The sequence below is a fragment of the Janthinobacterium sp. GW460-12-1-14-LB5 genome, from assembly GCF_059423585.1.
Genome location: NZ_JBWKYD010000010.1, coordinates 123,618 through 149,382, shown reverse-complemented (window position 1 = coordinate 149,382; position 25,765 = coordinate 123,618). Strand labels below are relative to the sequence as shown.

Genomic DNA, 25,765 nt, shown 5'->3' with positions numbered 1-25,765 from the left:
TACTGGTGGAGGAAATAAAAAAACCCGCCGAAGCGGGTTTGGGAGGGATTACTGCCTGGTCACACGGACTTGACCATCACATAAGCCCGGCCATCGGGTTCGATCGAGATCACGCGGCCGACTGCATGCAGGTACTGCTTCATGCTGAGATCGTCCTCGTGCACGGCGATGCCTTTGATGCCGGTGTCGTCCTGCACCGGCACGATGTAGTCGCCAGGCTGTGCGCCCAGCACGTTCACCGGCACGCGGCCGGCGATGGCGATGCGGTCGACCTTCTGGCGCTCGACTTCCAGCGCCGCGTCGAAGGAGGCCATGGCTTCGGCATCCTTCTGCACGGCAATGTTATGGGCGGCCAGTGCGGCGGTGTAGGTGGCCTGCTTTTCCGCCCACTCGTCATCGGTGTCGCCGGTTTCCGTTATCACGTCTTCGAATACCGGTGGGTTGATACCGGGCACGGGCTGCTGCGTGAGCAGGTCTTCGCGGCGCCGGGGTTGGGTCGGCGCTGGCCCTGCCTGGGGCGATGGTCGCTGCCCTATGTCATTCGCCCAGGAATCACCACCGACAAACGAGGGCGCCGTCGATTTGATCGAGAACATGACAGCATCGGCCCACTGGTCCGTGACTTTATTGTCGGCGGTAATGCCGACTATTTGACCGGGGGAAACGATACCGCAGGTTGGGCTTTTGAAAATATACTCAGCATAGTCATTGCCAGACGTATTGACGGTACCTCCGGCTGATACGCTGCGACCTGTCGTGGAGTTCTTGCCTACATATAGTACCGCTACCGGTGCCGACCAACTTCCTACCCCTTCAGAGGCTAAAATACCTACACTTGGCGCGGGGGCGTTATCAACGCCAAAATATATAATCTCTGCTCCTTGCCCTGTCCCACGGCAGATGTTATGTCGCAGTAGAGAAGGGTCGCTACTTCCTGCCTTGAGCAAAGGAACATAAACCATGCCATTGCCAGTAATGGAAAACAGTGTTGGGGTGAAGTTCCCCGAACCCACATCACGAGCCTTAAGCGCCAGTTTGTATCCCAATGCGAATGGGCTGGCATTTTCACCTACGGATACCACAGCATTGAAAAAACCGGCATATGAGATACCCGAATTGCCGGATACACCAATACGAAGGGCTTCTGCCTCTTGTTTAGCTACCATTGAGTGCGCTTTTGGCGCGCCTGCAAGGTACGACACTGAAGACGTGTTACCGTCTTGCGCACGCACTTCGACAATGCTGTCAAAGCTCGTACCTTGCAGAGTGGTTGGGGCGTTACCCATACCACGCGAACGAGGGGAGCGATACAAAGGCTCCGATGGGCTTGCGGAACTATCCCATACTGGCGTGCCAGTCACTGTGTCCACCGCAACTGGACTGGTATAGGTAGCGATCTGCATTCCCATCAATTGAAACGATGCCTGAGCAAAACCACCTGCCAAAAAAAACAGGTATACCGAGACTTTGCCATCTGATTCCAAGTACGCCAAGAATCGTACATTAACCGGGATGAAGCGGCTGGACGACCACTCAACGTTCACACCTTCAGCTGCCGTAGCGACACGACTACCAATGATGATAGTCATGGCTGTCAAATCATAAGCGCCCCACCCCCCCACCATTGCATCAATACGCAGCGACGAATACGTGCTGGAAACCGTAGGCTCCAAGGTTGCGATTTTATACAGGCGCTGACCTTGACCACCTTGCAGGTAGTTGTATCCATATTTGTTCGCCATTCCCATACCAACACTAATTGGAAGCTGTGTCTTAATTGGCGTTGCAGTATCAATCCACGCTGCATCCATATAACCATTCGGCCCACCAAGCGGCGACCGCCCCACAGCTGGCGCATACGACGCCACCACGACACCCCGTCCAGCCAGCTCATTCAAGCGCTGGATCGTATCCTTCTGACCATAGTAAAAAAAATCACCCATTACAGTTCCTCGATTTCGATGTTGGTGGCATATGCCTGGAAAGATGGCGTGGTGATGGCGGCCAAATTGGCCAACCGCCCATACACCTGGTGCGCCTGCTCCAGCTCGACATCGTCGCTATCCGGATACAGGCTGACAAAAAGCGGACGCGACAGGCCGTTGCCGCGCACGATGCGCCACAGCTCGGCACGGTCCAGTGACGTCATGTGATCGAGCGCCAGCGACAGCTTGCGGTACATCACGCCCCGCTCCACCTTCTGTTCGCCGGCGCCATTGCGGTACTGGCTGCTGGTATCGATTGGCGTGATACCGGCGCCATACGACACGTTCTGCTCGGGACTCCAGTAAGGGCCAGCCACCAGGCGTGCGGCCTCGATGTAGCCGGCAGGATTGTCGGGGTCGGCCAGGTCGATCACCAGCTTCCTGATGCTGCGCATCTGAAACCAGCAGCGGGCGTAGGTACCGCCGCCGTAACTGTAGGCATTCAAGCCCAGCGGCAATGCGCCCCAGTCCCACATGCCCAGCCGCGCATACTCGCACGCTGGCATGAGGCCACTATCGAATGCTGGCGTAGTGTGGCCAGGCTCGATGTAGCCGCGCACGCGGATGGTCGCCCCAGGAGTCAGGTTGCAAAACGGCAAGGCCACGCCACCGACAATTTCTGGTGCCGGCCAGGTTACCGTGATGCTCTGCACCGTGCCGATTGAGCGCAAGACCAGAGACTTTCCCTCTCGCTGCAGATTGGTCGGACCCAAGGTGCCGGCCTGGCTCGATGCGATCAACATTGCGCGGTCGGTGGCGTTGTCATAAATAATGCGTAGATTTTTCATTAGATTTTCACCAGCTTCCAGGTGATCTCAGTTGGGATAATGTAGCCATTGCCACTAACCGGGGTCCAGGTAAATCGAATGTATATCTGATTATCAATTGGCAGGAGGGAGGCACTAGCACTTTTGAGGCCATCACCAACAACAACAGACGCTTCGCAATAACCATTGCAGCCACCGTTCGGGCTCGAATCACCCTTTGAAATCGTCGCGGTGGCCAAAAAAGTGTCCGACGGAGCCTCATGCCATGCAATATCGAATGCTTTCCCGGTATCGATGTAAACGGTAAAGGGGCGATATTCTTCACCAGTCCATCCAACTAGCCCTGGGGAAATGGGCGTCATTCCACGACGCACCAAATTCGGTGGTGACAGGAGTCTGCGGGCAAAAGTACCTTCACCATCGGCGGTGATACTCACTGCTCCCGAGCCAGCATAGATAAACGGCATACTGCCCGTAGCGTTAAAATCGATAAACGTCGTATTATTTTTGTTTTGACCACGTCCGGCAATAATGGTGTCTGCCGTCAACTTCCCGGAAAAAGTGCCAGAAGCACCAAGCAGTTCACCACGGAAAGTGCCACTATTCGCGTGCAAATTTCCATTTCGATCCAGGCACCATCCCGTCTTGCTACCACTTCCACTCCAATTGCTGCTATAAATATCGCCACCAATCTGCGCATTAACGATGGCCGCGTTGGCGATGTAAGTCGGGGATGTGGACGGCGTGATCTGGCCGTAAATATTGTCGCCGAAACCTGCCCCTGGGCCATCCGCCCAAGCTGACGGCACCGTCTGCGCGGCCATCGCCACGCCGAAATACCACGATGAAGTAAAAAGGTAGGCATCGACTTCTCCCTTGCCAACAAGCACGCCACGCACAGATGCGTAAGCGGCCCCTGCCGGCGCCGCGGCGAATACCACGGACCTTGGCCATGCGCTCAGGGGACCTGTGGACGACACGCTGTCCACAACACTCCCAGCCATCTCAGTTATATACGCGCCCGCGCCATCGTAAAATGCGATGTTTGCCGCCCCCTTGCAACGGTGGGTAGTCATGTAGATGCTGAATTCGTAGCGCACGCCAGAAATCACAGGAAATTTTCGGAATGCGCCAGCCCGTCTCGGGGTCATAATAGCCACAGCGTCTACTGGAACGATCCCGGGGCACCGCATGTAGACTCCACCGGCGCCGGTCGGCTGGTAGAGCTCGGGACTCGCAATGACGGCGGTTAGCCCCGGGGCGAAGGAATACTCCACGCCGAAGTCCCCTGCAGTACCAGGGTATGGGCCGGAATTGCTGATCAGATTCCCCGCGCCTATGCCTGCATTCAGATAGTTGGACGTCAATGGCGTACCGGCGCTGAGAATAATCTTGCCGGTTGAATCCTTGATGCTCAGGCCGCGCGCATCAATCTTTTCTGCTGTAACGGAATCTGCCGCCAGCGCTTGGGTGGCCACAGAGCCATTGACCAGCAGATTGCCGTTCAGCACCGTACCCAGCACCAGCCATGCGCCGTTCTCAAAATACTTCGTCACCGCATGCGTCGTGTCGTACAAGGTGACGACGTCGCGGTTGACCGGCGCCCCATAGCCTGCCTTGCCGATCTCATAGACAGCCGACGCATCCGACCAGGCCGAGTAACCGGGCGCCGCTACCGTCACGGTGCCGCGCTGCCCCGTAGCGCCGTCGGCGGCCAGGCGCGCAGCGGCGGCCCATTCGCCTGGGGCAATGTCATCGGTCGCCGCGCTTGAAACGGCCGTGGCACCGGACATGAACAGATAGGCGCCGCCCGCTGACGGTACCTGGGTTGACCAGCCGTTGTTCAGCCCCGCCAATTTGCCGGTGGCAAACGTAAACGTGCAGACGGCCGTGGGCAGCGGCGGCGCAATATTGGTCGCGCCACGCTGGTAGATGGGCACAGAAATCACGTTCAAGCCATCGGCGCCGTCCTTGGCCAGCTGCACCGCCCCCGTCCACTCATTGGCGGCGATGTTGTCCGTGGCATTGCGCGAGCTGGCGGCGGCCACGCGCACGTACAGCGGAGCCGTGCCGGCCGGGATATTTTTCGACCAGCCATTGGCCAGGTCGTTGCCGGTCGGAGTCGTGATCGCGGCGGTACTAAAGGTAAAGATTACGTCGCCCGGTGAATCACCGGGCGCGGCGGCGGCACGCTTGTAGGCGAAGGCCTGGCCCGTGTTCAATCCCGCCAGGCCCGTCTCGCCGGCGGCGCCGTCGAAGACCTTGCTGATCATGTAATTGGCGAGGTAATCGACGCCGAATTCACGGATACGTGCCTGCACCAGCGCCGTATCGGTAGTCATGCTGGCAAAATCGACCGTGGCCACGTTGCCGTTCACCCGCAACGCCGTGCCGGCGGATACGGAAAACACGATATCGCCCACCACATTGACCGGCTTGGCGGTAATGGCGATCGAGTCGGGTGCTCCTTCGCCGGCGCTATTGACACGAAAAACGGGCGTGCTGGCGGACATCAGGATCGCCTTGCCATCGGCAACGGTACTGAAACGCTCTGCCGTTGCCTGCAGCAGCCTGTCGCGCTCCCCCACAATCGCACTCATACGAGCACCCCCACCGTCACCCGGCCCGTCAACCAGAAGCGCGACAGCAGCACCACCACGCCCGGTGCGCCATCCTGCAAGCCAAAGCGTTCAGCGCGCAGTTGCACGGGCTGTCCCAGTTCCAGCATCATCATCTCGGGTTCCCCATCGAATTCGTAAATGGTGCGCGGCACCTTGTTCAATTCCAGACGCCGCTGCGCTTCCGCACGGGCGTCGGCCCGCGTCTTGAGGCAGGTCTCGATCTGCGCCGGGTCGTCGCTCAGGCGATAGCGTGCGCGCACCGCCTCGTCCACCACGGTCTCCGTCAGCCATTCCGTCGCATACAGATCGGCATGCGCGGGCGGAATGCTCGTCGTCAGGCCAGCCTGCGGCGTCCAGTTTCGATCGAAGCCGATCTTCACGGCGGCCGTCACCGGCAAGCGCTGCGCGGAACGCAGCGAGCGTTCGCGCATCTGCTCCGGGCCGATCGCCACCGGCACGCCGGCGGCCGGCAGCGCGATCTGCACCAGGCGCAGCTGGCCGGTGCGCGACATGATCGCTTGGGCGCCCACGCTGGCCGCAAGTTGCTGGATGGCCTGCGCCTGGTTCGTGCGGTCCGCAACATACAACCCCACCGGCTGCCGGTGGGCCACATCGAAGGCGGCCAGGTTGGCCAGGTCCAGGTCGTCCGGGGTAAAACGGTCGGCCGCCTTGCCGTAGGCGGTGGCGATGCGCTGCACCAGCGGGGCAATGCGCGGCGCATACCCGCCGCCCTTGTCGCCTTGCACGCTGGCCGTGATCGTGGTGGAAAACGGATCGGTCGTCAGGTTGAAGCGCCCCGCCTGGTCATTCAAGGCCACGGCGATCGGCTTGCCGTTCGTGCGCACCTCGAACGTCGATTCGACCGCGCCGAGAAAGCCGTATTCCAGGGTGGCCGGATCAGTCAGCAAGGGCGTCACGTTGTGGCACTCGCCGAACGGTATCGGCAGGATGGCGTCCTTGTTCGGCGTGCTGCCACCCAGCTTGGCTTCGGAGATCGGCGTATTCAGGCGCTGCAGCTTGTCACGCAGCACCAGGTTAACCGACTCGCGCCCAGCACTGGCCACGTCGGCGATGATGCCGTCGAAGACCAGCTGGAAGTCGGCCCGCGGCCAGGATGGATCGCCGGCCCAGGCCTTGATTGGCCGGTTCATCCAGACGTCGCCCAGCCAGCCATCCAGAGCGCCGTCGGCGTTATCGAGTTCGATATCGCCGCCCGACAGCCCCGCCTCGCCGGACAGGCTGACCTGTTCCGTGAAGGCCAGACCGCCCTTGGCCAGCGGCTGGTACGCGGTATTCGCTGGCACTTCGCGCGGCCCGGTGACGTAGGGCCGCGAAGCGATATAACGCGTCACCTCGCTGCCGGCCACATTCACCTGCGCCTCGATCAGCACCATGCGGATGGCCGACGAGCTTTGCAGCCAATCCTGAAATTGCGCATAGGTCATGCGTATTCTCCTTTCACTGCATTGGCCCAGGCGGATGCCCGGGACGATTTGTCCACGCCATCGACCACCGTCCTGGCGGCGTTGGCATTCGATTCAAAGGTGGCCTGGATGGTGGCGCCCGTTTGCGCCCGCTGGTCGGCGCGCAAGCCTTCCAGCTCCACGCGCATGGCCTGATTGTCCTCGCGCAGGCCGCGGATTTCGGCGACGAGGACGTCGGAGCCGACGTTCGCCGCCGAGGAATAGCGCACGGGGTCGAAGACTGCCGGCGCTTCCACCGCTGCCTCTCCGAAAGAAGCGACGGCAGACATGCCGGCAGCAGGCGCAAACCGCATGCCGCCTGTGATATCGGCCTGCCCACCTGCCCTCAACGCCGCACCCAGCGCATCGACCGCTTGCTCGATACCTACCGCCGTTTTGTTCAGGTTAATCAACTGCCCCACTTGCGTATCGAGTGCCGTCAGCTGCTTTTGCGCATCATTCAACTGTGTGCCGGTGAGCGCCGCCAGCGCTGCCAGCTCGGCCTGGACCCTGGCCGCATCGGCGGCATAGCTCGCACTTGCAGCGTTCACGACCTGGCTCGCCGTCAAATACGCGGTGGCCGTACCTGTCAGCGCCGACTGCGCCGCCGCATCGCCCGTCTTCGCCTTGGCTAGCGTCTCTTCATACTGGCGCTGCGCCTCTACCATCTTCTGCATCGGCGTCAAGGTCGACAGGCTGCCCAGCAACAGGGAATCCTTGAATGAGCGGATGCCGTCGCCAAACGACTTCAGGTGGTCGATGGTGGATTTGAGGGCGGAGGATTCCGTCTCGTAGGCGCTGGCGATGTCTTGCCGCGCCTGCAGCTGGTCATATAGCGCCCGGTTGGAAGCATCGACCAAAGTACGCTCGCGGACACGCAATTGCGCCGAAGTCATCGTCATCTGGTCGAGCTTTTCCTGGATGCCCTTGCGCTCGTCGGCGATACCCTGCTCCGATTTGGTCAGGTCTTCCGTCGCCGCATGCGTCTTCGCAAACGCATCAGCCAATGCCATCAAGCCCGCATACTGCTCGGCGCCCGTCTTGGTGGCCAATGCGCCAGAATTGACCAGTTGCAAGACCGTGTCCTTGAACTGCGCGCGCGTGGTCACGCTGGCATAGCCCAGGGCGGCCATCTGTTCCGTCACGTGTTTTTGCACGGGCGCCAGGCGCTCGGCTTCGGTCAGGTAGTTTTCGGCAAAGAACGCGCTGCGATTACCCAGTGCTTCCACGCCGCCAGCGGCCTTGACCAACTGCTCGCGTGCCGCCAGGGACGCCACGCCAACGGCGCCGAATGCCTGCTGCGAGGTGCTGCCCATGGTAGCCAGCACGACATCGACGACAGCGTAGTGGCCTGCCAGGCGCTGCAGCGCAGCGCTCGCCGATTCGCCTTTCATGCTCAGTTGCGACAGCGATGGCACCAGTTCCTTTGCCATCGCATCACCGACGCCGGTAAAGAAATCGGCAATCGCTTTCTGGTTCGCGGCGTCATCCTTGGTCATGACGATATTGAGCGACTGCGTGCGTGTGGCCAGGCTATCCGTGTTGACGCCCAATGTGCTGGCGAAGGCGCCCGTCACCGCCTTCATCTGCGCATACGTATCGCCAAGCGATGCCGCCAGCTCGGCATCGACTTCAGAGCGGTCGGTACCTTTTTTATTCTTGCGGAAAAGGCCGCCTTTCTGGGTCCAGTTCGAATAACTCTCTCCCGTAAAGCCATCGGCACCGAGACTGCCGGAAATGCCGGCGCTGCTGACCTTTTTCTCGCCCATGCCGAACAGACGGTTCGCTGCTCCGCCCAGCAGGCCACCCACCAGCGCGCCCACGGCAGTACCTATCACCGGGAAAACGCTGCCAACGACAGCCCCGATCGCCGTGCCAGCATTGACGATGCCATTGCGGCCATATTCTCCTGAAATCATCTTGCCGCCATACACGCCGCCCATGACGCCGGCGGCGACGCTTGCCGCGGCGCCCACGCCGGTGGCGAACGAACCGTTGGCGCTGACAAACGGAGAATAGGAAGAACCTTGCAACGTGTTGATAGCGCGCTGTACGCCGTCAGCCACCGAGTTGCCGATGCCGGACAGCCCCGTCGACAGTGAATCGTAGATGCCCTTCGCCGAACTCAGGAGCGACTGGATACCGCCGCCGTTGGCCACGCTACCCTGCGCTTGCGCCGCGCCCGGATTCAGGAACGAGGCAAAGCCGGCCGCGATGGGCGACATGATCGGTTGCAGCACGAGGTTGTTGAACATGCTCTTCAACTTGTCCTTGAACATCGTCGCCAGGTTCTTGCCGCCTTCGAAGCCATTCATGAAGGCGTCAGTCAGCGATTTTTCAATGTCCTTGGCACTGGCAGCCCAATCATCGGAGGCCTTCTTGGCCGCAGCGGCAGACGCTTCCTTGGCGGCCAGTTCTTCCGTCGCCGTCATGCTGCGCTGCTTGGCATCGATCAGAGCATTCAAATACTCGATCTGGGCCGCATTTTCCTTGCCCACCGCCAACGCCGCGCGCTGTTCCTTCAGCAGCGCCATTTCGTTTTGCGCGATGGCGGCTTTGCTCATGCCATACACCGCTACCAGCTTTTCGCCAGCTTCGGCCTCCTTGACGGCATCGGCAACGGCTTGCGTCCGTGTATCGGACAGCGCTTTCGCGTCTGCCAGCGCCAGCTCCGCCGCTGCCCTGGCCATCTTGTCCACCTCGATCTCGTCGAGATGGGCCTGTATCACCTTGCGCCTGACGTCGAACCCCGCCTGCTGCGACGCGGTCACTTTGCTCGTCCGATCCGCCAGGATTTCTTTCAACCGATAATCGAACTGTTGTGCCTCATTCAGCTCGGCATAACCTTCGGCCTCGCGCTTCAGGTCGCGGGCTTTACCACGCATGTCATCCATCATGGATTCGAAAGGCGTTGGCGGAGCGGGAGGCATCGGCACGCGTGTAGCCGGTCCATTCTTCGGTTTGCCCTCCGCGCCTTGCTCCTCAAGCTGCTTCAGCTTGCCGCGCAGCTCATCGAACTCACTCTGGAGCCTTGCCAGGCTGCTGTCCAACCCGGCCTTGTCCAGGGACTTGTATTTCCCCGTGCGATTGCGCACCGCCTCCATTTCCGTCGATATCTCTATCATGCGCGCGCCAGCCGGGGTATCCAATCCCTGCCCGGACACGCCCAGCTTTGCCAGCTCATTGCGCTTTGCCAGCTGAACCATCTGCTTGTCGAGTTCAGCAATGATATCTTTGGTACTTTTGCGCATGGGCTCTACGGCCTTCTCCGCATTGTCCTTCGATGAATTCCCCCACATATTCCAGGCAGTAACACCTAATCCTACGACAGTCACCAGCAAGCCGATATAACCGCCCATGAATGCCAAGGCTCCCTTCAGCACCCCAGCAGCCACGGATGCTGCGCGCGTTGCAGTCGTTTGCGCCACCAATGCAGCCGCATGGGCCTCGGCGGCAACTGCAGCGCGGGCCTGGGCCGGGATCAGTCCATTGGTGGTCAACGCCAGCGCCACGTCGGCCTGGCTGGCGCGTATCGTCGCTTGCAATTCAGCCACGCGCGCGGTCGCCAGTACCGAGGTGGCGGCGGTCGCCGTCACGTCGGCATTCGCCGCCGCCAGGGTGGATGCAAGCAAGGCCCGGTTGGCCGTGACCTTGCTATACGTAGCCACGACGACGCCGGCAGCCCAGGCGCCAAATTTCGCGGTGGTCAGCGTTTCCAGCACGCCAACGACCAGGGTCAGGTTATTCGACAGAAATTCGAGGCCGCTCGTCATCAGGCGCACGGCGCCGGTCGACTCCGCCTGTCTCGCCGTGAATTCCATGACGTTGTTGCTCAAGACGGTAAAGCTGCCACCGATAGTTTCGAACTGCACAGCTTCCTTGCGCAACTCGCCCAGCGCGTTCGGCAGCGCGACGGCCATCACGTCGGCAGTGATCAATCCTGCGCCAGCAAGCCCGGCGAACGCTTCCTTCGACACGCCCAGGCCAGCGGCCATGGCCGCCATGACTTCGGGGGCGGCCTGGCTGATGGCGTTAAATTGCTGGCTGCTCAGGGCACCATCGGCGAAGGCATCGGACAGCCCCTTGACGGCGGTAGTGGAATCGGCCGCGGAGGCGCCGCTGACCTTGACGCCCAGATTGAGGGCCTCGGTGATGCCGGCCACTTCGGCCTGGCTGATGCCCAATTTCTTGGTCGCATCGTTCATTTGGGCATACAATCCCGCCGTAGCGGCAAGGTCTGTCTGCCCCGAGGCGGCAATGCGCTTGACATTGTCGTACGCCTCGCCATATTCCTGCGTGGAACTGGTCGACATGCGCAATTGCGCTGTCAGTTTCGTATATTCATCAGACAGTTTGACGATCTGGCCAATACTGTTGGAAATACCCAGGTTGGAGAGTACCTCCGTGTATTTTTTCGTGACATCTTCGAGTTTAAACGTCGACTTGGCAGCCCGCTCGCTGGCCTCGCGCATGCGTTCCAGGTCATCTGCCGCGATGCGCACATTGAGCGTATCGATGCGTATCTGTAATGTTTCAATTTCAACGGTCATAATTTACCCATAAAAAAAGCCACCGCAAAGGTGACTGTGCAATCGAGGCCACCTTCGCGACGGCTGTTGTGTTTTCCGTGTCACCTCTGCTGTAAAAATCAGGGCAAAACCAGGGCTAAAGCGAACTGTTTTGATGGGAGATATACGCTGCGTCGAGCTGATCGACCAGTTCCTCTTCCCATACCGTCAGACGGATACGATGCCGCAGTTGCCATGCCAGGATATCCAGGCTGCTCAAGGGATTGACCGCCATGCCGTTCTGCCGCTTGCGGCTCATCTGCACAAAAAACTGCCACACATGCGCCAGTTCAAACGGCAGTTGCGCGCGAACGGGAGCCTGCGGCTCCCGGTAAAGTGGATGGCGCTTCGCGGCATCCAGGTGCTCGCCTTTCGCATTGCCATCGGCCGCCTTTGCCGAACGCTCAAACTGTTCGTCGGCAAAGAGCAGCAAGGCGGTGGCTAGACCGTCAAAAAATTGCCGTCCGCCTCGAGCGCAGCCAGCACTTTTTCCTGCCAGGACGGCATTTTTTCAAAAATCGCCTTCAGCAAAGCCGGGGAAGGTTGTACCGGCACGCCCTTGTCGACGAAACCAGGCATGCCCACCACCACAGCGATGGCGATCTTCATGTTGCGGTTTTCCGCCAGGTCATACAATTCCGCCGCGCCTTCGTCGGTCTTCGCGTCGATCTGCTTGCTTTTTTGCACCGAGCGCTTGATCGCCACCACCGACGTTTCGCGGATCACGGCACGGTACTGGTCGGAATTTTTGCTGACGATGTCAAAGCCCGCCTTGTGCGCACCGTCTTCGTCGAACAAGACCGACACCAGGTGTACCTGGTCCACGGGCTTGCTACCGTCATTCAGCAGGGAGATATCAAAACCAGCCGAGGCGATCATTTGTGCGTTGTTCATGTGTATTTTCTTTCTTGATAAAGGTAAAAAGTAAAAGGCCGCCATCACGGCGGCCCCGGTGCAGGCGCCAGTTACTTACAGCGCGCTGTCCTGGATGCTCAAGGTGGTCGCTTCATGCTGCGCATCGGTGCCCTTGTAGCGCAGGACGTCGAAGGCGCAGGTGACGATCTTGTTTTTCTCGCCGTCGTCGATCTTGGCCGAGGTGATCTTGATGCGGCCCATGGCCAGCGCCAGCACGTCGGCGGTTGGCGCCGTGCCCGACGCCATGGCGTAGGCCAGCGGGATTTCCGTCTCGGACTTGAAGTAGTCGAGGTAGGTGGCGTCCTGCAGCAGCACCGTGAACTGGCCCGAGCCCATCACCTTGCCGCGCGAGGCGGCCGTGGCGTACTTCGAGCCGATCACCGGATCGACCTTGACCTGGCCATCGAGCGAGACGGACATGCCGGTGCAGATCTGCGACGGGATGCCGTTTACCGACAGCATGGCCGTGGCGCCCGAGAACTTGCCGGTGCCAGGCGCGGCCAGCGGCGCGGTGAAATGCGGCACGGCCGTGGTCGGGCCTTCCGCCTTGCCCATCAGGGTAAAGTCCAGGCTGGTGATGCCATTCGGCTGCACGGCGATATCCATCTTGCTGACCAGCTGGTCGACGAAACTGCGGTGCACGCCGATCTTCGGGTCCTGCACTTCGGCCGTGAACCAGTCGGTGGTGTGGCCGCTCAAGGGGGTGAAGCTGCGCTTGCCCACGGCCGCCACGCCGACCGAGTCGCCGGCCGCCTTGACGACCATGGCCGATCCGTCCATGAACTGGCCATTCAGATTGGTGGCCGTCACCGAAGTCACAAAAAAGTTCTTCGCGTTGTTGGCGGCGGCCGGCGCCGTCATGCCGGTGATGCGCACCACGCTGCCGGCGCGGAAACCTTCCGCCAGCCAGGAACCGGCGCTGCGCGTCAGGCCGGAGGCGGCGGCAGCGATGGTGGTTTGCGCGGCAGCGACGCCGCCGGCCGTGAAGTCGCGGCGCAGCAGCGCTGCCATCAGCGGCGCATAGGTGCCGCACGCCGCTTCGGCCTTGATGGCACCCGTAGTACGGAAGTTACCGAGGCGGGTATCGCCCTGCTGCTGGCTGGCGTCGATTTCGGCGCTGGCGTATTTGTCCGCTTCCGTGTCGAAGGTGGCCGTGACGCGGGGATAAATCTGGCCGCCGCCGGCGGCGGCCTTGCTGCCTTCGGCGCTTTGTTTGCTGATAACGATCAAGCTGTCGATGCCGTTTGCTGTCGATGCCATAAGTAATACCTTTCGTGGGATGAAAAAAAAGACCACAGCTGTGGTCTTGAGGGGTGGAACTGCCAAGTATCGGGAAAATAGAAAGCCCGCGCGGCGCGGCGCCGGGCTGGCGTCCGGATGGCGCGAGGCCGTGCCGGACGGAATGGGCGAAGGGGGCCATGAAGGCCGTTCGCTGCGCTGATTTCCCCTATCGGTGTCGCGCCGAAAGCGCGTCTATTACGAGTGGAGAAGCATGTGGTCCTGCGGTGTTGCCGGTGTTGCTGTTGCTGCGTGATCGAGACTCTATTGTAGGGGCATTTTTTTCAGGGCCAGGCATATTGCAAAAAACTTTTCAGTGACCCAGGCGGCGCATGGCGCGGGCGCCGTGCGACTGAAAAATGCTTTCCAGCTCGCTGACCATGTCCTTGATGCGTTCGAGCTCGAAACCGCCGGAGCAGCTGATGGCCGCTTCGCCGGCGCCGTGGCAAGCCTTGCAGACAACGGGCGCGCCGGCCTGCATGGCGGCGACGACGCCCGTACCATGGCATACCTTGCATTTGCTGTCGAGCCAATGCGCGAGCGAGGCTTCGGCCACGCGGCGGTACAGGGTATTGGCTGCCTGCGCATCCCAGGCCGTATGCGCCTTGACCCAGCGCCGCGCGCGGCCCTTCTGCGTCACGGCCGCCGTCCAGGCGCGCAGCAGCTGCGCCAGGTTGCCCGCATTGCCTTCGAACAAGCGGCTGACGGTGCCGTCCGCGTATTTGACGCGGCACAGCAAGGCGCCCATGTCGCCGGCCAGCGCGGCGGCCGCGATCACGTCCAGGTCGTGGTGGACGGCATCGTCGCGCAGGTTCTGCGACGACAGCGATGCGATGAATTTTTCTGCAAATCCCATGATTTTCTCCTCGTTGATTCTGGTCTTAATTTTCCTGCGCCGGTCCGAACAGGGCCGCCACCAGCGGATCGCGGCGCGCCGCACCGCGTGGCCAGCTGGCCGTGCGGCGCACCTGCGGCGGCAGTGCGGCCCAGCCGTCGACCTCGTCGTCCTGCTCGCCCAGCGCATACAGGGCGGGCCGCTGGCGCCCCGGCTCCGTGCAATGGCGCTGCGCCAGGTGAATCTGTCCCATGCCGCACATGTGGCGCAAATAGCGGCTCATGGTGCCCGCATCGAGTCCCAGCAAGGCGGACAATTGCGCCGCGCTGGCCTGGCCCTGCTCGCGAATGTACTGTGCGATGCGGGCGATATGCAGCTGCGACTTCTTGCTGCGTCCCTGTAACTGGCGCCCCTGCCGCGGCACCGCCCTGCTTTCAACCGACTGACTGCTGTTCAACATCTGCCTGACCTCCCGTGGTGTCGCCCACCGGTAAACGCTGTAGTACGTTTGCGACAGGCAACGAGTGGACTTTATCAATCGCTAATGTTAAAGTCAAGCATTTGGTAATTTATCAAACGGTAAATTTCAGGTTTAATGTGGAGATGAATATGTATCAATACAGACGCGACCGCCTGCTGGCCCTGATCCGCGAACACTACGACAACACACGCAAGAAGATTTCCGACGTCAGCGGCTGGAGCGAGGCGCGCATCTCGCAAATCCTCTCGCCCACCTACCGCGAGGGACGCGCCTTCAGCGAAAAAATCGCGCGCAAGCTGGAAGCGGACCTGCAACTGGACAGCATGTATTTCGACCAGGGCGCGGCGCCCGACCAGGCGGCGCTGGCCGCACGCGCGCTGGCCGGCGTGCAGCCTGTGGTCGTGGAAGATGGCGAGGACGAGCGCTTCTACCCGATTCGCAAGGTCAAATTGCGCCTGTCGGCCGGGATCACGGGCTTTGCCATCGAACCGGAAACGCACGACGGCAGCACCATCAGCGTGCCGCGCAGCTGGGTCGAGCGCAATGGCTACCACCCAGAAAAACTGGTGGCGATCAAGGTCAAGGGCGAGAGCATGGAGCCGGCCCTGTACGAGGACGACGTGGTGATCATCAATACGGCCGACAACCGGCCGGCCGACGGCATCGTGTTTGCCATCAATTACGAAGGCGAGCCGGTGGTCAAGCGCATGGCGCGCGATATCGGCGAGTGGTGGCTGACGTCGGACAACCCGGACCAGCGCAAATACCACCGCAAGCTATGCCGTGGCAATGAATGCCTGATCGTCGGCCGGGTCGTGCGCAAGGAAAGCGACCGGATCTGAACAGGCGCGACGCGCATCTCAGGGCAAGCGCCATCCCTTGTAGGCGGCGGCATCGTCCATCGGCAGGGGCGCCGCAACGCCGGTGGCATGGGCGAAGCTGACGTAATCGACGATATCGATGCGCACGGCAATATCGTCCTCGCCAGGAGGACAGGTACGCAGCCTGAACGTCAAGGAAACGCAGGACGCTGCTGCGGGTCCGGAGTATTTATGGCCGAATACTTTCCATACGGGCGTAGCGCCCTGCTGGCGTATGCCGGCAAGCCACAGGACGCCAGGCAAGGCCAGCTCGCCAGGACTGCCCCCATCCCATGGCTGGCCCGATACTGCATCAACCCGTGTTGCGTCCCCCAGCTCGGCCATTACCGCCAGCATCGATGGCACCACCGCCCGGTTCTCGGCCATCCCGATCCAGAAACACTCTTCGTCCGCCAGCGGCAGCAGCCATGCACCTGCCGCATTGCGCCCGATTGGCAGCGCACCGAGACTGGCGGGAGGTTGCTCAACCAAACCCGTCGGCGGATAACGGAAACGCTGAAAGGTCAATGTCAAATGCTGCCCCAGCGCAAGGCGGCCAGGCGTCATGGCAGCGGCGCGGGTACCAGCAGTTCCAGCGCGGATGGCGGCAGCTGCAATTGCCGCGCCTTCATCTGCCAGGGATCGGCCTGCGCAGGCGGCGCCATGGCCATGGCAGGGACGACAGGCGCAGGCGAAGCGAGGGCCTTGCGCAAGGTAGCGCTTACGGCATTCCGGATATCCGCATCGATAGCCCACGCCATAAACGGTGGCAAGGGGGCAAGCGCCTGTACCCGGCTCCACATGGCGGAAGGAAGGTTGATACGTCCACCTTGCGCAGCCCGCACCAGCAAGGGCCAGCTGCGCGCGAACAGGGGCGGCCCATCGAGCGCCACATCCTGCGGCACCCTGATGTCGGGGCACTGCAGGGCCAGCGCCACCCAGTCAGGGTGCGTGGATCCGAGCAGAGGCAGTAACGATTGCACGACAGGATCGAGTTTGCCCATGGGACGATACCGGTCGCGCTCGAACTCCAGCAGCAACAGGTGGGCGCCTATGAGGCCGAGGATAGGATTGTCTGCATTTTGCAGCAACAGGTCTTCCAGACCATCACTGAGTATGCGCCGCTCGTCGGCAAGCGCCAGACGGGCGTTCTCGGCCAGTTGATCGCTGCCATAATCCAACGGAGCGCCCGTTACGACCCTGTGCATCATCAGCGACACACGCGGCCGCACGGATAGCTTGTCCGTGCCGGGGGTACCTCGGCGCAACAGGTACACTTCCAGCCGCCATCCCTTGCGGATAATCAAACTCTGTTCCAGTACGGTGCCATCCTTCAACGTCTGGCGCAGGAAATACGGACCAGGCACCAGCTCCCTGCTGCCCACGGCATACGGATCGGCGTCGCGCTGCAATGCCGCATCGCGCGCGCAATCGAAAACGGTGGTGCCGTCGGCATCGACGACGGATACACCGTGCCACGGTTCGCTGTGCATCAACTTGGCATTTCCGCCAGCATAGGCGCGCACCATGAGCAGCAGCACTCCGTTGCCCGCATCGACCGCCTGCCTGCTGGCCACCTCGAGCGCCCGCATTCGGGCTTCGGTATGCGCCGGCAGCGAGGATGTTGCTCCAGGCAAGGGGACTACCGCCGATGGCGGAAGCGTGACGCTGGCGGCATCGATCGATATATTGTCGCGATCGAGCATGATGACGCGCTGGCTGATGGCGCGGCCGGAGCGCATCTTGATCTTGAACAAGCCGAACGGCAATGACACCGCCAAGCTCCCTGGCTGGCTGTCAACCAGCGACAGGCGCTGATCGATGACAAAGATCTCCGTGGTCAGGTTCCCCGGATCGACCTTGAGGCGGAAGATTTCCTCCACTGCGGGCATCTCGACCTCAGGCCCCGTTTCCTGTACCTGAACCCGCATGTCGCACAGCACTTCAAAGCCCTGCGACAAGCCCAGGGCCGGTACCTGCAGCAAGTAAAGTCCCGGCGCCAGCAACTGCTCCGTTCCATCGACGGTGAACTGCTGCGCGACAGGCGGCACGCCGCTCCACAGCCAGGCGGCATGGCCAAGCGCCTCAGGCGCGAATTCGAACGCCACGCGATAGCGCAATGGTGCGATGCCGCGGGCGAAAACCAGCGCGCGGTCCTCCTGCAGGATTTCAGGTTCCAGCGCGACCTCGCTGCTGGCGCGTTGGTCCTCCGTCATCAGGGCCGACTGGGCATTGCGCACCCAGTCGGCCAGGCTGCGCCCCGTGACCCGGCCGTTATGGTCGGCCGCCGCCCCGCGCAAGCCTTGCAGCAAGGCCCAGGTAAACACCCCGTGCACCTTGCCATCGGCCGGCATGAGCCTTTCGACCGCCTTCAACGGCCGCTGCGCGGCAAAAGCCACAAAGTTGGCCCGCGGCGGGATGCCGGCATTAATCACGTTCAACAGCGGATCGCGCACCGGCTCGAGCGCCATGCGATCCATGCAGCAGTCCATCCACAGCACGAATTCACGAAACAGTGCGCTGTCCTGCAGCCAGTTGAGCCAACCGGTGGCGTGGATATGGGCATTCATGCGCGGCGTGGCATCGGCGGTAAACAGGCAGGCACTGTTGCGCCGGCTCGAAAAACCATGGCCCGTCATGAACAGGTACAGACGCTCCCCCACCTGCATGCTCTTGCCAGCTAGCCGGTTGGCTTCGGCAAGGTCGGCGATCCGCGCCAGCACCGCCTCCAGTTCGGAGCCCGTGGGCCGGGGCTTGCCGGCCACGGCCGCCGCGGCATCGGAAATAATGACGTGGATCGTGCTGTCATCGGCAAAGGCGCCGCCTTGCGGATCCAGCAACCACTCCTTGATGGCATCGACATCGTTAACGGGGCCGAGCAGCCTGGCCGGTTGTTCATCCTCGCCCAATCCCGGATAGTCGCCAATGCCGATTAATATCGCATGGTCCGGCATATATCCCCCTCGCTTATCGGTAGGTATCCCTGATGAATTTCTTGTCCTGCTCGGACAAGCGGGAATTGAAGCCGACCGAGGTGCCATCTTCCGTCCACGCCAGCGGGATCGGATACATCATGATCGAATCACGATCCAGCTTGGTCGCCACCACCTGATCCTGCGTATACTTCTGGAACATGTTGCGCTCGATCGTATCCATGTCCCAGTTGTTCGGCGGCCCGCTCAGGTCGCGGATCACGGCATCGCGGTTCCATTTGATGCCGCCGTCCCTGGGGTTCATGTGTTCATGCGTCAAGCCGAGCAAATGGCCGAATTCATGCAGTACCACGCTGCGCACTTCCTCATCGCTGGACCCCGTCGTCAGCCAGCCGAAGTTCATCGTCGGCTTCGGTTCCGGTATGCTCCTGCACATGGTGCCCATGTAAGACCACGAACCATTCCCCTGCTGGAATGCGATGCGCACGTCGCTAGGGCCGTGCTGGACGAATGAGAACGTCAGATTCGCCAGCTTGTCCCATTCATTGGCAACCTGGCGCACCCGCTCTTGCAGTTCCGCATTGCCCTCAAGAAAACGTATGGTGATGACGCTACGATCCGGCCATTTCGCGTCCCGCAAAAGGACGCCCTTGGTCTGGTGCTCAAGCACCTCGCGCTGCTTGGGGTCGATGTCTTTGCTCGTAAAACAACTGCAATAGTATTGTTTATTCGCCGGCATGGTCGTCTCCCGTCATGGTGAGGATGGATATCAGGACTGGTATGAACAGGGAGAAAACAGCAGTGCAGTGCAGTGCAGTGCAGTGCAGTGCAGTGCAAGCCTGACAGGCAGCGGCCGTATCTCCTTTCCATAAGACGGACGCCAATGAAAAAAGGTTCATTTATATTTTTTTCGCAACCATCGATCGCCGGCGCGTTGGTACGGGCCCATCGTGATGAGGGCCCGTCAGGCCGATCAGGCTGCCAGTGCGCTTTGAATGTGCTGCAAGCATGCCGGATCGTCCATCGACGTCAGGTCGCCCGGGCTGCGTCCTTCGCAGATGGCCTGGATCGAACGGCGCAGCAGCTTGCCCGAGCGCGTCTTCGGCAGCTGCGCCACAAACAGCACGCGTGCCGGCCGCGCCACGGCGCCCAGCTGACGGTCGACCACGGCCATCACTTCGCGTTCCAGCAGCGCCTTCGCCTCGATGCTGTCGACACCCTGCGGATTCTTCAGGATCACGAAAGCCATCGCCACCTGGCCTTTGAGCTTGTCCTCCACGCCCACCACCGCCACTTCCGACACGTTCGGATGGCTGGTGATGCTTTCCTCGATCTCGCGCGTGCCCAGGCGGTGGCCGGCCACGTTGATCACGTCGTCCGTGCGCCCGAGGATGAAATAGTAGCCGTCCGCGTCGCGCACGCCCCAGTCAAAGGTGGAATACACTTGCCGGCCGCTGAAGGTGGACCAGTAGGTGTCGACGAAACGTTCGTCGTCGCCGTAGACCGTCTGCATGCAGCCGGGCGGCAGCGGGCCTTCCAGCACCAGCACGCCCTTCTCGTTGGTGCCGCACTCCTCGCCCGTCGCTTCGTTGAGCAGCTTGACCTGGTAGCCGTACATGGCCAGGCCCGGGCTGCCCAGGCGGGTCGGCGTATCGGCCACGCCTTTCGCCACCGACAAAATCGGCCAGCCCGTCTCCGTCTGCCAGTAGTTGTCGATGATGTCCACTTTCAGCTCGTCGGCGATCCATTGCGAGGTGGTTTCATCGAGCGGCTCGCCCGCCAGGTACAGCGCCTTCAGGGAGGACAGGTCGTATTTGCGCATCAGCTCCACCGGATGCTTGCGCAGCACGCGGATGGCCGTCGGCGCCGAGAACATGCGCGTGACCTTGTATTTTTCAACGATGCTCCACCAGATGCCCGCATCGGGGCAGATCGGCAAGCCCTCGTACAGGATGGTGGCCATGCCGGCGATCAGCGGGCCATACACGATGTAGGAATGGCCCACCACCCAGCCGATATCCGAGGTGGCAAAGAAGGTTTCGCCGGGCTTGCCGCAGAAGTTATACTGCATCGACGAGGCCAGCGCCACCGCATAGCCGCCCACGTCGCGCTGCACGCCCTTCGGCTTGCCCGTCGTGCCCGAGGTGTACAGCACGTACGAAGGCTCGTTCGATTCGAGCCAGGCGACGGGCACCTGCGCGTCCAGGTGCTGCTCGCGCAGGGCCGCGTAATCGACGTCGCGGCCCGGCGTCAATTCCATCGGCACCAGCTGGCGGTCGACCAGCAGCACCTGCCGCGGCTTGTGCGCGGCAATGCGGATGGCTTCGTCGAGCAGCGGCTTGTAGGCGATCGCCTTGCCGTTGCGCGAGCCGGCATCGGCGGAAAACACCAGCTTGGGCTGTGCATCGTCGATGCGGCTGGCCAGGCTGTTGGCGGCAAAACCGCCGAACACCACGGAATGCACGGCGCCGATGCGGGCGCACGCGAGCATGGCAAACGCCGCCTCGGCGATCATCGGCATGTAGATCAGGACGCGGTCGCCCTTGACGACGCCCAGCGACAGCAAAATGGCGGCGCAGCGTTCCACTTCGCGCTGCAGCTCGCGAAAGCTGTAGCTGCGCTCCGTGTTCGTTTCGGTGGAAATGGCGATCAGCGCGGCGGCATCGCCCTGGCTGTCCACCCAGCGGTCAACGGCGTTATGGCACAAATTGGTGGTGCCGCCGACGAACCATTTGGCGAAAGGCGGGCGGGAATAATCAAGCACTTGCGAAAACGGGGTGTGCCAGTCGATCTTGTCCGCTTCCTCGCGCCAGAAAGCGTCAGGCGTGTCGATCGAGCGTTGATAAAATGCTGCGAAATTCATGTCTCCTCCGGTGTACGTGCAATTTGTGTTTTTTTGTTCGTGCATGTTCTGCTTATCTGTTCATCTGCTTCCTCCAGTGTGGCTATGCTGTGTGGCGAGCAGCTGCCTTGAAAACAATGCCGGCTGCGCCGCCGCGCAACTGTTGCGTTCCTGCGCGATCCGCGCGCGGTTTTCCTCGAGGCTGGCGTCATCGAGCGGCATGCCAAATTGCCCATCGGCAGGCGCAATATCCTGCGGCGACATCACGCGCTGCAATACGATATCGCCCAGCGCCTTCTTGAAATGTCCGGCCTCCCAATACCAGTGCGTGGCAGTGCCGCGCTCGTTGGCGGCGGGTATCGGCTCGCAGTTGTATGCGCCATAGCCGCTGAAATCAGTGAGGGAAATATGCGCATCCGGGTAGCGCGCCCTGACCGCGCCAATTTCGTGCACCAGCCGTACTTTCCATACTTCGAACAGGGGCCACAGCCCGGCAGCCTCGAACATGGCCAGCATTTGCGCGTGATACGGATAGATCACCAGCTTGATATCGGCCTCGGTGGCCGCCATCGCCAGCAAAAAGGTGCGCAGCAATTGAAAGTCTTCGGTGGCAAGGCCCCGCGTCGATTTGCGGCGCAAGTTGGCGGCGCTTTCCTGCGCCCGCTGCGTGAACATCTTGTGGTAACCATCCCGGCGCGCATGGGCGCCGTACTCCAGCATGGGATTGAAGCCATCGGCCGACAAGGTGACCGCCTCATCGTCGTGCTGAATGCGCAGCGTCTGCACCGCATCCTTGACGGAGGCCAGCGAAAAGAGCGCATCGATGCGCCAGAAGGCGCGGCCATGCGCCGGCGCGGCGGCCGCAGGCGCCGGACGTGCGGACGGTGCGACGGCGGGATTGAGAAAATCGATGAATTCCACGCCCACGATGACCGTGCGTGGCCGGACGCCGGCCTGGCGCAGTTGCGCAAACTGGCTGGCGGACGTCGCCAGGCCCGTGCCCGGAATCGCCAGATTGTAGCCGTGGCCCAGCGCCGACAAGGCGCTGGCGCGCGGATCGAAGCCGATCTCCGCGCGCGAATTGCCGAGGATGATGAAGCGCGGCTGCCTGCGCAGCGCATGTTCCTGCTTGATCTGGTTCTGGTAGCGGCTCAGGCCCGGCTTGACGGCATTGAAATTATCGCGCCGGACGACGCCATACAGGCCATAAGGGTCGACGACGAAAACGAAGACGCCCACCAGCACGGCGCCCCCCGCCAGCACCAGCGCCAGTACGGCCAGATAGGATTTGAAAGGGGATGCCGTCATGATGCGCCCTCTCTAGAATTGAAAATACAGGAATTCAGCGGGGCGGTTCAGGGCCAGCATGCTCGCCAGCGCGAGCACGGCGATGGCGGCCGCCCAGGCAGGCGAGGCGCGCCAGGTGAGCCAGGCCCGCAGGTGTCGCCCACCGGCAGGAAAATCCAGCGCCGGATCAAAGTGGCGCATGATCTGCTGCGTATTCGGCATGGAAAAAGTAATCAGCGCTGCCACCGCTATCCACGTCCAGCTTTCAATGAACACCGTGCCGCCGCCCAGGTAATAGCCCGTGCCGATGGCGGCCAGCACAGGCTGAAGCGGCAGTAAATGGGGCGCCAGCGCATCGGGCAAGTCCAGGCCAAAGCCGCCCGCCATGCCTTGGATGATTGTCAGGGCGGTTGCCATGTCGGGTGCGCGAAAGAAGACCCAGGCGACGCAGACGGCAATGAAAGTGAGGACCGTCGCCAGGATGTTGCCAACGCGCGTATCGGACGGCAGGTGAAGCTTGCACGCCACCGTGCTCCAGCCCTTGTGGATGGCCAGGTAAGCGCTGTGCAGCGCTCCCCAGACGATAAAATTCCAGCCGGCGCCATGCCACAGGCCGCCCAGCACCATGGTGACCATCAGGTTCAGGTAGCGCCGCGCGGGTCCGCAGCGGTTGCCGCCCAGCGGAATGTACAGGTAGTCGCGCAGGAAACGCGACAGTGTCATGTGCCAGCGGCGCCAGAATTGCGCGATATTGCGCGCTTTATAGGGCGAATCGAAGTTCAAGGGCAGGCGCACGCCGAACAGGCGCGACAAGCCGATGGCCATGTCCGAATAGCCGGAAAAATCGAAGTACAGCTGGAAGGTGTAGGCCAATACGCCGCCCCAGGCGGCCAGCAGCGAGGGCGCGGCAGGGTTGTCGAACAGCGGCGCCGCATACGGACCGATGTTATCGGCGACCAGGACTTTTTTCGCCAGGCCGATGAAGAAGATCGTACTGCCGATGGCCACATTCCTGGCCGAGAGGCGAAAGATGCGCCGGTCGGCAAACTGCGGCATCATTTCCTTGTGGTGCAATACGGGGCCGGCGATCAGGTGGGGAAAGTACGTGACGAACAGCAGATAGTGGACAAAGCGGCTTTCCTGCGCCTTGCCCTGGTAGGTATCGACCAGGAAGGCGATCTGCGTAAAGGTGAAAAACGAAATGCCGATGGGCAGGATCACATGCAGGGCGGGCAGCGGCTGCGCCAGCAATTGCGCCACGCTGGCGACGAAGAAGCCCGCGTACTTGTAATACGCAAGCAGGCCCAGATTGGCGGCGATGGCCGCCGTCAACAGCGCCTTGCGGTGCCTGCCGCGTCCAGGCCCGAGGCGGCCCGCGCAGCCGTAGTTGAAGACGATGGAGCCGAGCAGCAGCGGCACATAGCGGTAATCCCACCAGCCGTAGAACAGCAGCGAGGCGCCGGCCAGCCAGGCGGCGGCCCATAACTGGCTGCGCCGTCCCAGGATGAAAAATCCGGCCACCGTGATGGGCAGATAGGCAAACAGGAAGACGTAGGAATTAAATAGCATCGGTTCACCAGTCAGGAAGCGTGGGAGACCGCCACCGCGCGTACATCGCGGCTGACGCTCCCCCATTTTCCTTGCCGTTCAGTTTCTTTGCTAGCAGAAATATCAACTTATCTGCATGCGCATCCGCCCATTTGACCTGACAGCTTAAAACGCGTCGCCGGGAATGCGCACAACACCTTCCATCAGCACGCGCGCGCTGCGGCTCATGATGGCCTTGGTGACGCTCCATTGGCCATCGACCTGCTGCGCTTGCGCGCCCACCGTCAGGGTGCCGGAGGGGTGGCCGAAGCGCACCGCGTTGCGGGGACCGCCGCCCGCCGCCAGGTTCACCAGGGTGCCGGGAATGGCCGCTGCCGTGCCGATGGCAACTGCCGCCGTGCCCATCATGGCGTGGTGCAGCTTGCCCATCGACATGGCGCGCACCAGCAGGTCGACGTCGCCCGCTTCCACCTGCTTGCCGCTGGACGAGACATAGCCGGCCGGTTTGGCAACAAACGCCACTTTCGGCGTGTGCTGGCGCTTCGCCGCTTCATCCAGGTGGGAGATCAAACCCATGCGCAGGGCGCCGTGCGCGCGGATGGTCTCGAAACGGGCCAGCGCGACCGGATCGCCGTTGATGGCGTCCTGCAGTTCCGTGCCCGCGTAGCCGATGGCGTCCGCATCGACGAAAATCGTCGGGATGCCGGCGTTGATCATCGTGACTTTCAACACGCCGATGCCGGGCACGTCGAGGTCGTCGACCAGGTTGCCGGTAGGGAACATGGCCGAACTGCCAGCATCGCCGCCCTCCTCGTCCGCGGCCGGGTCGAGAAATTCCAGTTTCACTTCGGCGGCCGGAAAGGTCACGCCATCGAGCTCGAAGTCGCCCGTTTCCTGCACTTCGCCATGCGTCATGGGCACGTGGGCGATGATGGTCTTGCCGATATTGGCTTGCCAGATGCGCACCGTGGCGATGCCGTCGGCAGGCACGCGCGCCGCGTCCACCAGGCCGCTGGCAATGGCAAACGAGCCGACGGCGGCCGACAGGTTGCCGCAATTGCCGCTCCAGTCGACGAAAGGCTTGTCGATGGAAACCTGGCCGAACAGGTAGTCAACGTCGTGCTCCGGCTTGCTGCTTTTCGCCAGGATCACCGTCTTGCTGGTGCTCGACGTGGCGCCGCCCATGCCGTCGATCTGCTTGCCGTAGGGGTCGGGGCTGCCGATAACGCGCAGCAGGAGCGCATCGCGCGCGGCGCCCGGCACTTGCGCGCTGGCGGGCAAATCCTGCAGGCGGAAGAACACGCCCTTGCTGGTGCCGCCGCGCATGTAGGTGGCGGGGATTTTGATTTGGGGTACGTGGGTCATGGAAATTCCTGCGTTGA

Annotated in this window: 18 protein-coding genes; 1 reads left to right on the top strand and 17 read right to left on the bottom strand. The window is 61.8% G+C overall.

Going from position 1 to position 25,765, the window contains the following annotated elements; translation table 11 throughout:
- Positions 1-59 precede the first annotated feature (59 nt).
- The 10 genes from AC07X6_RS12575 to AC07X6_RS12530 all read right to left on the bottom strand — a co-directional run bounded on the left by AC07X6_RS12575 (position 60) and on the right by AC07X6_RS12530 (position 14,892).
- Entirely contained in the window at positions 60-1,943 is a 1,884-nt protein-coding gene (locus tag AC07X6_RS12575; protein WP_494791178.1) for a hypothetical protein, read from the bottom strand.
- On the bottom strand, positions 1,943-2,773 hold the full coding sequence (locus tag AC07X6_RS12570) for a hypothetical protein (RefSeq protein ID WP_494791177.1): 831 nt from the start codon (positions 2,771-2,773) through the stop codon (positions 1,943-1,945). The genes AC07X6_RS12575 and AC07X6_RS12570 overlap by 1 nt, the downstream gene beginning before the upstream one ends.
- Entirely contained in the window at positions 2,773-5,352 is a 2,580-nt protein-coding gene (locus AC07X6_RS12565; RefSeq protein ID WP_494791176.1) for a hypothetical protein, read from the bottom strand. Before AC07X6_RS12565 ends, AC07X6_RS12570 begins: the two co-directional genes overlap by 1 nt.
- A complete protein-coding gene (locus AC07X6_RS12560) occupies positions 5,349-6,818 on the bottom strand; it encodes a hypothetical protein (protein ID WP_494791175.1) in 1,470 nt (489 codons plus the stop codon). The genes AC07X6_RS12565 and AC07X6_RS12560 overlap by 4 nt, the downstream gene beginning before the upstream one ends.
- Positions 6,815-11,386 (bottom strand): tape measure protein, encoded by a 4,572-nt coding sequence (locus tag AC07X6_RS12555; protein WP_494791174.1) that lies wholly within the window; start codon positions 11,384-11,386, stop codon positions 6,815-6,817. Before AC07X6_RS12555 ends, AC07X6_RS12560 begins: the two co-directional genes overlap by 4 nt.
- Before the next feature lie 115 nt (positions 11,387-11,501).
- Positions 11,502-11,837, bottom strand: a complete 336-nt coding sequence (locus AC07X6_RS12550; protein WP_474291805.1) for a phage tail assembly chaperone — start codon at positions 11,835-11,837, stop codon at positions 11,502-11,504.
- A gap of 8 nt (positions 11,838-11,845) precedes the next feature.
- Entirely contained in the window at positions 11,846-12,298 is a 453-nt protein-coding gene (locus tag AC07X6_RS12545; protein ID WP_230539380.1) for a hypothetical protein, read from the bottom strand.
- Between the two features lie 75 nt (positions 12,299-12,373).
- Positions 12,374-13,579, bottom strand: a complete 1,206-nt coding sequence (locus tag AC07X6_RS12540; RefSeq protein WP_494791173.1) for a phage tail tube protein — start codon at positions 13,577-13,579, stop codon at positions 12,374-12,376.
- A 331-nt stretch (positions 13,580-13,910) separates the two neighbouring features.
- Positions 13,911-14,453, bottom strand: coding sequence for a hypothetical protein (locus AC07X6_RS12535; RefSeq protein WP_494791172.1), 543 nt, complete (start codon positions 14,451-14,453; stop codon positions 13,911-13,913).
- 25 nt (positions 14,454-14,478) lie between these two features.
- Positions 14,479-14,892 carry a FeoC-like transcriptional regulator gene (locus AC07X6_RS12530; RefSeq protein ID WP_230539377.1) on the bottom strand — a complete coding sequence of 138 codons (414 nt, stop codon included), beginning with the start codon at positions 14,890-14,892 and terminating at the stop codon, positions 14,479-14,481.
- A gap of 149 nt (positions 14,893-15,041) precedes the next feature.
- Here AC07X6_RS12530 and AC07X6_RS12525 point away from each other — a divergent pair, with 149 nt between their 5' ends.
- Positions 15,042-15,755 (top strand): S24 family peptidase, encoded by a 714-nt coding sequence (locus tag AC07X6_RS12525; RefSeq protein ID WP_230539376.1) that lies wholly within the window; start codon positions 15,042-15,044, stop codon positions 15,753-15,755.
- An 18-nt stretch (positions 15,756-15,773) separates the two neighbouring features.
- Here AC07X6_RS12525 and AC07X6_RS12520 read toward each other — a convergent pair whose 3' ends face one another.
- The 7 genes from AC07X6_RS12520 to prpF form a co-directional block, all read right to left on the bottom strand.
- The gene (locus AC07X6_RS12520; RefSeq protein WP_494791171.1) at positions 15,774-16,307 is read right to left on the bottom strand and encodes a hypothetical protein; all 534 of its coding nucleotides are present in this window, start codon (positions 16,305-16,307) and stop codon (positions 15,774-15,776) included.
- A gap of 29 nt (positions 16,308-16,336) precedes the next feature.
- Positions 16,337-18,727, bottom strand: coding sequence for a hypothetical protein (locus AC07X6_RS12515; RefSeq protein ID WP_494791170.1), 2,391 nt, complete (start codon positions 18,725-18,727; stop codon positions 16,337-16,339).
- Between the two features lie 13 nt (positions 18,728-18,740).
- The gene (locus AC07X6_RS12510; RefSeq protein ID WP_494791169.1) at positions 18,741-19,445 is read right to left on the bottom strand and encodes a M12 family metallopeptidase; all 705 of its coding nucleotides are present in this window, start codon (positions 19,443-19,445) and stop codon (positions 18,741-18,743) included.
- A 234-nt stretch (positions 19,446-19,679) separates the two neighbouring features.
- A complete protein-coding gene (locus tag AC07X6_RS12505; RefSeq protein WP_494791168.1) occupies positions 19,680-21,614 on the bottom strand; it encodes a propionate--CoA ligase in 1,935 nt (644 codons plus the stop codon).
- 15 nt (positions 21,615-21,629) lie between these two features.
- On the bottom strand, positions 21,630-22,856 hold the full coding sequence (locus AC07X6_RS12500; protein WP_494791167.1) for a hypothetical protein: 1,227 nt from the start codon (positions 22,854-22,856) through the stop codon (positions 21,630-21,632).
- 12 nt (positions 22,857-22,868) lie between these two features.
- A complete protein-coding gene (locus tag AC07X6_RS12495; RefSeq protein ID WP_494791166.1) occupies positions 22,869-24,404 on the bottom strand; it encodes an MBOAT family O-acyltransferase in 1,536 nt (511 codons plus the stop codon).
- Between the two features lie 144 nt (positions 24,405-24,548).
- Positions 24,549-25,748 carry a 2-methylaconitate cis-trans isomerase PrpF gene (prpF, locus tag AC07X6_RS12490; protein ID WP_494791165.1) on the bottom strand — a complete coding sequence of 400 codons (1,200 nt, stop codon included), beginning with the start codon at positions 25,746-25,748 and terminating at the stop codon, positions 24,549-24,551.
- Positions 25,749-25,765: the final 17 nt, after the last annotated feature.

Bases quoted from the DNA above. Each gene is read 5' to 3' on its own strand.
- AC07X6_RS12570 (WP_494791177.1), bottom strand. From the start codon at position 2,773: ATGAAAAATCTACGCATTATTTATGACAACGCCACCGACCGCGCAATG.
- AC07X6_RS12560 (WP_494791175.1), bottom strand. From the start codon at position 6,818: ATGACCTATGCGCAATTTCAGGATTGGCTGCAAAGCTCGTCGGCCATC.
- AC07X6_RS12545 (WP_230539380.1), bottom strand. From the start codon at position 12,298: ATGAACAACGCACAAATGATCGCCTCGGCTGGTTTTGATATCTCCCTG.
- AC07X6_RS12500 (WP_494791167.1), bottom strand. From the start codon at position 22,856: ATGACGGCATCCCCTTTCAAATCCTATCTGGCCGTACTGGCGCTGGTG.
- prpF (WP_494791165.1), bottom strand. From the start codon at position 25,748: ATGACCCACGTACCCCAAATCAAAATCCCCGCCACCTACATGCGCGGC.
- AC07X6_RS12530 (WP_230539377.1), bottom strand. From the start codon at position 14,892: ATGTTGAACAGCAGTCAGTCGGTTGAAAGCAGGGCGGTGCCGCGGCAG.
- AC07X6_RS12555 (WP_494791174.1), bottom strand. From the start codon at position 11,386: ATGACCGTTGAAATTGAAACATTACAGATACGCATCGATACGCTCAAT.
- AC07X6_RS12495 (WP_494791166.1), bottom strand. From the start codon at position 24,404: ATGCTATTTAATTCCTACGTCTTCCTGTTTGCCTATCTGCCCATCACG.
- AC07X6_RS12515 (WP_494791170.1), bottom strand. From the start codon at position 18,727: ATGCCGGACCATGCGATATTAATCGGCATTGGCGACTATCCGGGATTG.
- AC07X6_RS12535 (WP_494791172.1), bottom strand. From the start codon at position 14,453: ATGGGATTTGCAGAAAAATTCATCGCATCGCTGTCGTCGCAGAACCTG.
- AC07X6_RS12505 (WP_494791168.1), bottom strand. From the start codon at position 21,614: ATGCACGAACAAAAAAACACAAATTGCACGTACACCGGAGGAGACATG.
- AC07X6_RS12510 (WP_494791169.1), bottom strand. From the start codon at position 19,445: ATGCCGGCGAATAAACAATACTATTGCAGTTGTTTTACGAGCAAAGAC.
- AC07X6_RS12525 (WP_230539376.1), top strand. From the start codon at position 15,042: ATGTATCAATACAGACGCGACCGCCTGCTGGCCCTGATCCGCGAACAC.
- AC07X6_RS12575 (WP_494791178.1), bottom strand. From the start codon at position 1,943: ATGGGTGATTTTTTTTACTATGGTCAGAAGGATACGATCCAGCGCTTG.
- AC07X6_RS12540 (WP_494791173.1), bottom strand. From the start codon at position 13,579: ATGGCATCGACAGCAAACGGCATCGACAGCTTGATCGTTATCAGCAAA.
- AC07X6_RS12565 (WP_494791176.1), bottom strand. From the start codon at position 5,352: ATGAGTGCGATTGTGGGGGAGCGCGACAGGCTGCTGCAGGCAACGGCA.